The sequence below is a fragment of the Pseudaeromonas sp. HNCC25DJ182 genome (genome assembly GCF_055413365.1).
Map to the genome: position 1 here is coordinate 79993 of NZ_JBVAYG010000018.1, position 9087 is coordinate 89079.

Genomic DNA, 9087 nt, shown 5'->3' on the forward strand with positions numbered 1-9087 from the left:
CGGCCCTCCACGGCTCAACAACTCACTTCACCTCTAGATTGGTTCCATCCGTAGACATGACGAACTCATCTTCCGTCTGGAGAGCAGATTAGACTTTTTACACCTTCCGACCATGAACTACTGTCAAAGACAGAACATCTCCACCCGCTGCGAGGTCGCTATGGATGTCATCACACGCGGAGCCCTGCTGGTCATACTTGGGCTCAACCTGCTGTCGGTTGTCGGGGCACAGGCGGCTCCCAAAGCCCACTTCGGCAAAGATCATCCCTTCAAGCTAAGCGAGTTACCCGCGGGTTTATTGCGCCAAGATCTGCAACGGCTGCCACTCCCGGCCCAACAGCGCGCCATGGCCTGGCTGCATCAATTCAACTTCCCCAGTCACGATGCCGCCATGCTGCGCGCCGATCCGGAGGGGGGGATCCACTACGTCGATACCTTCACACTCAGCGGTAGCGCTCTTCCCGGCAGCGGTGGTGGTGTCATCAGCGCCATTTCCAGCGCCGACACCTTTGTATTGCACAGCCGACCAGGCGCCACACGCGTTATCTATCTGGATTTCAATGGTCATGTCATCAGCAACACCGCCTGGAATCAGGGACGCGCCAACCCGTTAAATGCCGTGCCCTACTCGTTGGATGCTGACGCCACCACCTTTTCTGACAGTGAACGCGCCAGTATCGCCAGCATCTGGCAGCGAGTCGCCGAAGACTATGCCCCCTTTGATGTCGATGTCACCACCGAAGAGCCCACCACATGGGGTTCGACCACAGGTCGCCTCCTGATCACGCGCGACTCGGATGCCAACGGCAACGCCATGCCCTCCAAAGGTGCCGGAGGTGTAGCCTACGTCGGGGTTTTTGGCCTCAGCAACTATGGCTACTACTCACCGGCCCTGGTCTATTTCAACAATCTGGGTGGCGGTCGTGAAGACTATGTCAGTGAAGCCGCCAGTCACGAAATGGGCCACAACCTGAGCCTGTCTCACGATGGAACTCCGACCAGCGCCTACTATGGCGGTCATGGCAGCGGAGAGACATCCTGGGGACCGCTGATGGGAACCGGCTATAACCGGAATGTCAGCCAATGGAGCAAGGGCGAATATAGCGGTGCCAACAACCAGGAGGATGACATTCAACTCATCGGCAGCAGGCTACTGATGCGCGGTGACGACCATGGCAATACCTTTGCCAGTGCCACGCCACTTCTGACCGACAGCAACGGTGTCATCAGCGCCACGACGCCTGCGCAGGATCCGCAAAATCTTCAACCACAAAACAAGGGCATCATCGGCTCGGCCAGTGATGTGGATCTGTTTCAACTCGATGCCACAGCTGGCAGCCTGAGCCTGACGGTGACCCCCTTACGGATGGCCACCAATACCCGAGGCGGTAATCTCGATAGTCTGGCTCGGCTCTATAACGCGCAAGGGATCTTGCTCGGCGAGGCGAATCCCAGTGCCGATACCCGCAGCACCCTGCAGTTAAGTGTCAATGCCGGTCGTTACTACCTGGCGATTCAAGGAGCGGGAGATCCGCTCTCGCCCTACAGCAATTACGGAAGCTTGGGGCAATATTATATTTCCGGAACGATTCCGGTACTGGCGACTGACACCACGCCCCCCACACCAGACCCTCTCACCTGGGCGTTGACACCGACCGCGAGCAGTCGCACCTCACTCTCTCTGCGCGCCACAGATGCTATCGATGACTCGGGACTACCGGTTCAATACACACTGCAATGCGCATCGGGTGGAGGAGCATGTCCCCCTGTGGCCTGGCAATCCAGTCCGCAATTCATGCTGACAGGCTTGACCCCGGCGACACTCTATCGCCTGCAGGTCAAGGCACGGGACAGCTTCAATAACCAGACCGCCTGGTCTGACGTCGCCGAGGCCACCACGCCGCCCAATCAACTCCCGATCGCCAATCCGGACTCGGCGACCGGCACCGAAGATAATGCGCTGACCCTGGATGTCGTGCTGAACGACAGCGATGCGGACCTCGATACATTGTCCGTCACCAGTGTCACTACGCCGGGTCATGGCAGTGCCAGCATCAGCAACAACCAGATCCGTTACCAGCCGGCCAGTAACTTCTTTGGTAACGACACGCTGGACTACAGCATCAGTGATGGTTTCGGGGGGAGCGCAACGGCACGGATTGATGTGTATATCACCGCGGTCAATGATCCCCCGCAGGCCGTCAACGATAGCGCCAAGGTTCTTCCCGGCCAGACCATCGACATCAACGTCCTCGCCAATGATAAGGATGTGGAAGGCAGCCCTCTGCAGTTGCTATCGATCACCACGGCAAAAAAAGGAACCGCCTCGGTGGTGAACAATCAGGTTCGATATCGGGCGGGCACGAAAACCGGCAGTGAAACCCTGAGTTATCAGGTCAGTGATGGTCAGAGCAGCAGCACCGGCAGCCTCACCATCACCATCTCCAGACGCTAGATAAAACGTGCGCCTGGCCACACAACCATCGGAACCGGCCACAGGTTCCGATGGTTCTTCGAACGAGCTGTTTCAAGATTCAAAAGCAACTGATATATTGCCCCATTCGAATCTCAATCTGACTACCCAATGACTATGCCACGTGTTGGCGATCACAGCCGTGCGAATGAGCCGAGCCGGGTTTTACTCAAAGCATGACGGTTCACCACACAGCAACAACCGAAGTGTGGCATTGATAACGGGTTTATCTATTACGCATAACAAGGAGCAACAGATGCGTCGGACGTTACTTGGATGTTTACTCTTTACTGTGTTCAGCCAGACAACACTTGCCGCTACACCGCGCATCGTCGGCGGAGATCCGGTCACTACGGCACCGTCCTGGATGGTGGCACTCGAATCCCGGCTGGAAAATGGCACTTTCTTCCAATTCTGCGGCGGAACCCTGATTGCTCCGCAGTGGGTGTTGACTGCAGCCCATTGTGTGGAAAGTGCGGAACTTGGGCGTCTGAACCTGATCATCGGCCAGGCTCTGCTCGATGGCCATACCACGGGCGCCAAGGTCGACCAGTTGATCGTGCATCCTGACTGGCTGGTTACCGGCACGAACGAAAAACAGAACATTGCCGAGTTCGCCCATGATATCGCCCTGTTGCACCTGACCGAGGCGCAAACTGCCACGCCGGTACAACTGGCAACCCAGGCCCAGCAAGACATGCTGGCCGTGAATCAGGATTCAGTCGCCATCGGTTGGGGGGCGACCGATGCGGGCGGCACCCAGTACCCCTATCAATTACAAGGTATTACCCTGCCTTACGCCGGAGTCCAGGAGCCTCTACTACTCCCGGATCATATTTACGCGGGCGGCAATATGGGTGAAGGCATCTGCTTCGGTGATAGTGGTGGGCCACTGCTCGTCAATGGTATCCAGTTCGGTCTTTCCAGCTTTATCGAGGGCGATAGCAGTGGTTACATTTGCGGGAATGTTAACTACCCCGCCGCATTCACCTCGACCGCATCCCATGAGACTTGGATAGCCGCACAGCTCCATGGCCTTAACTACACCAACCGGCAGGCCATTACCACCTACCCGGGGAGCCAGGCAACGGCGCATTTCGTGATCCGTAATGACGACACCGTGGACTGGCAACTGGGGCAAATCACCTCATCCTCACCGATTAACGCCCCCTGCCAGCAAACCACGCTGACCCCCGGCCAGAGTTGCACAGTCGACGTAACCTACCCGGCAGGAGCCGTGGGGGATAAGCGCACCATCAGTATCGACTTTACCGCCGAGAGTAACAAAGGCCAGCTCTCCGACACCCTGATACTGGAAGGCAGCACCCTGGCCCCTATCCCGGATGATACGGTCAGCAGTTCTGGCGGCGGCAGCTTGGGTTACCTGGCGCTGGGCGGCCTCGCGGTGCTGGCCTTGGGTCGTCGTCGACACGCATCCCGTCACGCCAGCAACCGATAGCAACCGAAAAGGGGCGGCCAGAGTCAATCTGCCGCCCCTGTTTGGGAGACCCTGATCACGCCGTGGTATTCACCACATTACCGATCCGCCCCTGCCCACGCCCCTCCGGGATCTTGCTGGAAAAGGAGGTCAGAAAATCCCCCAGACTCACTCCGCTGTCGGATGCGCCCAAGCTCTCCAACAGATCCGAGAACTTGCTCTGCAATTCACTCACCGAGCTATCGGTCGAGCTCGTGCTGTCGGTACTGCTGCTCTCGGAGGAGAGACCCAGCTTGCTCAACAGCGTCTGCATATCCGCCTTCATCGGATTACTCTGGCCATAGCCATCCGAACCTTCATTTTCCGCCGCGGATTTTCCCGCCCCCTGGGCATGCAGGGTATCCATCAGGGTTTGCATAAATGCCGCCAGCGCGGTCTGCGCATCCGAGCTGGAAGCTGTGGTGCTGGTGGTGTCACCGCTAGCGTCGGTACTGCTGCTGGCGCTCAAGGCGTCGGTGGAGATGCCGAGCTCGGCAAACACATCGGCCAAGTCGGACATCATCTTGCTCTCCCCGCCCTGAGGGGGTGGCGGCGGCATGCTGCCCTGCACGCTGCTGCTATTGCTGGTTTTGGTACTGCTTTGCAGCCGCTGGATCAACGAGGCATAGCTGCTTGAGGCATCAATATTGAGTGACATGTTTTTCTCCTTGCTGAAGAGACTCCTGGGGTCGCCATGTCCGGGACATAACGAACCTGTGCAACGGGCGACAGGTGTGTCATGACGACATCCCGGCTTACCCTTCATCTACCAGCAAGTTGTTAGCCAAAAAATATCTTATGAATCAATCTGATATGAAAAATCACGTTAGGATTTGTTAGTTCATGTTAAGACGCAGAGCGGGTCGCCGCTCAACGGGAATCGGATGAGGCTGATGACCGGGCTATGGCAACCAGGATGCAGGGTGGGCGGCAATTATTGCCGGCGGCGGGGATGAGCCAAGGGGGGCCTTGGCAATCCCCGGTCTTGGGCTCGATGGCCGGATTGCGGATCCGGCTTGGTCCGGTTCCGCCCCGTCGGCTGGGGCGATTGGCCAACCTCCCGCTGGCGGGGGCGGCAAGGGGGCAAAAGGCCCTGCCCCCTTGCCCCCTGGCAGTTGGTTTATGCCGGCTGTCGGGTAGGCCCCGAGCTCCGGGGTTCTCTCCACCGGCTGGGAGCCACACGCCATCCCTGGCGTGACGCTCCCTTGTGCGGTCATCCTGACCGCGCACCGGCTCCATTCACCCCTCCCCTCGGCCCGACAGACGGCTTCGGGTTTTGGTGAATCAGGGCATATGCCCAATGCCGATTGGATTTATGGTTGGATGTTGGATCGGAATTCTGGTTTGTCCGGTTCCGCCCTATCGGCAATCGCGATTTACCAACCTGCCGTTGGCGGGGGCGGCCCAAGGGGGAAAAGGCCTCCCCCTTGGCAATCCCGGGCCCGGGTTTATGCCGACTGTCGGGAAGGCCCCGAGCTGCGGGGTTCTCTCCACCGGCCGGGAGCCACACGCCATCCATGGCGTGACGCTCCCTTGTGCGGTCATCCTGACCGCGCACCGGCTGCGTTCATCCCACCCCTCGGCCCGACAGACGGCTTGGAGTTTTGTAACGAGACGCCAGTTTGAGACCTGTGCAGGTGAGTACTAGAACTGTACATATATTTCAACCTTTTCCCGTCTTTTTTAAATCCATATATCGCTGACCTTTAACTGATATATTCAGCCTCTCAGCAAGCTTTTGCTTTGTCTTATAATCCACAGGGTACATATAAGTATGCTGTATGACCATTTCCTTTAATATTCTCAAACAGACAGGATTACCCTTTAATTTATCTATTGTAATCTCTACTGACTGTATATTCACAACTCTCGCAAACTGGAAATCAACAGATTGTCTAATTAAAGTAAAGGCTGGCGTATCCTCTTGCCCTTCAAGTAAAGAATATATTTCTTGAGCTTCTTTAGAACCAATTGAAGATGCGATTTTCCTTACAACACCGTTAATAACTCCATACGTCATATGCATATATGCACTTTGAGCATAATCTTGCAGCTCACGATTGGAGAGACTAGGGTTTTCTGATAACTGATTCTCAATGAATTTTATTATTTCATTTTTTGATGAATCTGAAATCTTAATGAAGTAATCAAGAAACCTCAGCCCCGTTGATGCACCTGATTTTGCTAAATCAAGTAAATTAACTCTTGTAAGAGTTGCGTGTCGATTTCGGATTATTTGACCAGCCACTTCCATGCCTTTGAATGTTTTATTAATATTCGAAAGCAAATCGGGAGATTCAGTATCACAATCCTGCGATTGAGGTTGATTCATTTCAATACGATCTAGTTTTTTGTTATGCAGCTCTCTTTCCCTTTGAATTTCTCTTTGCTCCAAGACCAACTCTGGAATTAAGCGAATAAAATCATCCATGAAGTGCAGCTGTTCTTTTTTTAAGGTCGCAACATCATTGGAGCTGAATAGAGATGATAGTATTTCCTTTATTTCAGTTAACACCCATGAATCTTTTGTGTGATGGGTGATGAATATTAAAATATTTGAATAATCCTCTCTATGGAGATTATCCAGAAGCATTCTAACATTTTGTTTTATTTCAGGAGACTCAGAGAATCCTTCAGCGAACATTTTACCAACAAAAAAATAATATATATATGGGTATTTAAAATCAACCACCGAGAAATCTTCTTTGAGGATGAAATGAGAAACCAAATTCTCTATTATTTCAGACCCATTTATAGATAAATACTTAGCCTCGTACTCCGCAAAGAAATCATCGATTTGAACTGAGTTTAAACCTCCTCCATTTTTAAATATTGACCATGATATTTCCGTTAAAACATTTAAGTATTTCTCATATTCTTTCGGTTTTATACCCGCTTTTTCAAAAGCTGTATATATTAATTGTTGATAGCAGTGACCATAAGAGGTTAATTCCAAGTTCTGTCTGGCATAAGCTTCAAACATCTGGACTAGCATCAATATATATATTGGTTTTGGTGGCACAATGTTTTTCTTGATGACATTGTTCAGTTGCAATTTCAACTCATCACATTCAGTGTATAAATCACATTCTTCTATTGACTCTTCAACACCCAATGATATCCACTTTTTTACCAACTCCTCTCTTTTGTAATTACCAAAACCAAGAATTGAAGCTGATTTAAAGTTGCGTAAGCCTGACACTTCAGCATAAATATAGTTATATGAGCTATGGCAAGTTATAATAACCCAATCAAACATAGAGCAAATATTATCAATAAGTAAATCCCTATATTTGGAGTTAAGGTTTAGCTGATCTAGATTGTCAACAAACAATACACCTTTAGCTCTAAAAATCTCTGAATCGAAAATAAGATTTTGATATTGAGATTCCACCTCTACGGCCAATATTTTATTTAGATCTGCTGTTTTTATGCTTTTTGCATCCAAATAAACAGGTAAATAGCCAGCCATTGATAACTCTTTAAATCCATATTTAAGAAGCGCCGTTTTTCCTTGTTGCTCTTCACCAAAAATCAAATATTTATTTTTTTCCTTAAAAAACACCGCGGAGCTCTCAATTTCAAACTCCTCTCCCCTGATCTCATAATCAAATTCAACATCAGGCAATACATATATATCACTCAATTTTACTCGATCTGCTTTTCTATGCACTAAAACAATTTCAGTATCGTCAATCCATAAATATTGTTTTTCGGTTGGCTGGACGTTATTTGTTTTAATTACCAACTGCTTTTTGAGTGAATTATTAAATTCGGCAATGTGTTTTTTTACACCAGAAATAACATCCAACCACCCTTCATCTTCATCATCCCATTTTGATATAGGTTTAGCATCCTTTGGCAGAGCCTGAAACTTACCAAAATCAAATCCCATCCAGTCACAAGGCCTAACAATAATAGGTATTAATCGGGCCTTTCCTTCTGAATGTAATTCAATTGCTTTTTTTACCTCTACATCCACACAGTAATCTGAAGCAAGAAAGCTAGAACTAACTAAAAATAGAATAATTTCCGATCGTTCCAAATTGTCTGATATTTCGTGAGACCAATCCTGACCAGCTATAATCTTCCTATCATTCCAATCAGATATGACCCCATTTCTTCGCATAATGGAAAGGTGTTCTTCTAAGGACCTTTTGTATTTTTCATCTTGATGGGAATAACTAACGAACACTGCTTTAGTCATTTATTGAATCTCATATTTTATATATTAAAAAACGAATCGTTACGTCTGTAACAGCTCCCTCTTCAATTAATGTTTTTATCCTTATCTAGGCCAATCGCATCAATCTGGAATAGAGAAATAGCTATTTCCTATTCATGCTACAGGTAATTGAAACGTGACGAATAGCCTCTTCTGGCTCTTGTGAGGTCTGGCTCGCAAAAAACTTGCGGTCAATTGCCGTCTGTCGGGCCGTGCGTAGGGGTGAACGTAGCCGGTGCGCGGTCAGGATGACCGCAAAAGGGAGCGTCACGCCAGGGATGGCGTGTGGCTCCCGGCCGGTGGAGAGAATCCCGGAGCGCGGGGCTTTCCCGACAGTCGGCATACGCCAAGGCCAGGGATTGCCAAGGGGGAGGCCTTTTCCCCCTTGGCCCGCCGCCGCCAACGGCAGGTTGGCACATCGCCCCAGCCGACAGGGCGGAACCGGATCAAGCAAAATCAGTTGATTAGACCGAAATTAAATCCCCTTCGACAGGCTCAGGGCGAACGGTTGATGTGGATCATCACGCGATGAACGAAGCGCAAAGCAAGAGCATCGCGAGCTTCGCTTGCTCCTACAATTGCCTCACATGACGCCAGTCATAATTGAATGTTAACCCAAACCCCAAGCCGTCTGTCGGGCCGGGTGGAGGGGTGAACGGAGCCGGTGCGCGGTCAGGATGACCGCAAAAGGGAGCGTCACGCCAGGGAATGGCGTGTGGCTCCCGGCCGGTGGAGAGAATCCCGGAGCTCGGGGCTTTCCCGACAGTCGGCCTACACCAAGCCGCAGGATTGTTAAGGACCGCGGCTTCGGTCCTTAACCCGCCCCCGCCAACGGCAGGTTGGCAATTCGCCCCAGCCGACAGGGCGGAACCGGATCAACAAAATCAATCAATTAGACCGAAATTAAATCCC

4 protein-coding genes are annotated in these 9087 nt (G+C 51.3%); 2 read left to right on the forward strand and 2 right to left on the reverse strand.

Annotated elements, in window-relative coordinates:
- Positions 1–160 precede the first annotated feature (160 nt).
- Together ACZYUB_RS14235 and ACZYUB_RS14240 are read left to right on the forward strand one after the other, a co-directional pair.
- On the forward strand, positions 161–2455 hold the full coding sequence (locus tag ACZYUB_RS14235) for an Ig-like domain-containing protein (RefSeq protein ID WP_463948890.1): 2295 nt from the start codon (positions 161–163) through the stop codon (positions 2453–2455).
- A 274-nt stretch (positions 2456–2729) separates the two neighbouring features.
- Entirely contained in the window at positions 2730–3932 is a 1203-nt protein-coding gene (locus ACZYUB_RS14240) for a S1 family peptidase (RefSeq protein WP_463948892.1), read from the forward strand.
- A gap of 55 nt (positions 3933–3987) precedes the next feature.
- On the opposite strand, the gene ACZYUB_RS14245 is transcribed toward ACZYUB_RS14240, so the two are convergent.
- The gene (locus tag ACZYUB_RS14245; protein ID WP_463948894.1) at positions 3988–4608 is read right to left on the reverse strand and encodes a hypothetical protein; all 621 of its coding nucleotides are present in this window, start codon (positions 4606–4608) and stop codon (positions 3988–3990) included.
- Positions 4609–5613: 1005 nt separating this feature from the next.
- Positions 5614–8157, reverse strand: a complete 2544-nt coding sequence (locus tag ACZYUB_RS14250; RefSeq protein ID WP_463948896.1) for a TIR domain-containing protein — start codon at positions 8155–8157, stop codon at positions 5614–5616.
- Positions 8158–9087: the final 930 nt, after the last annotated feature.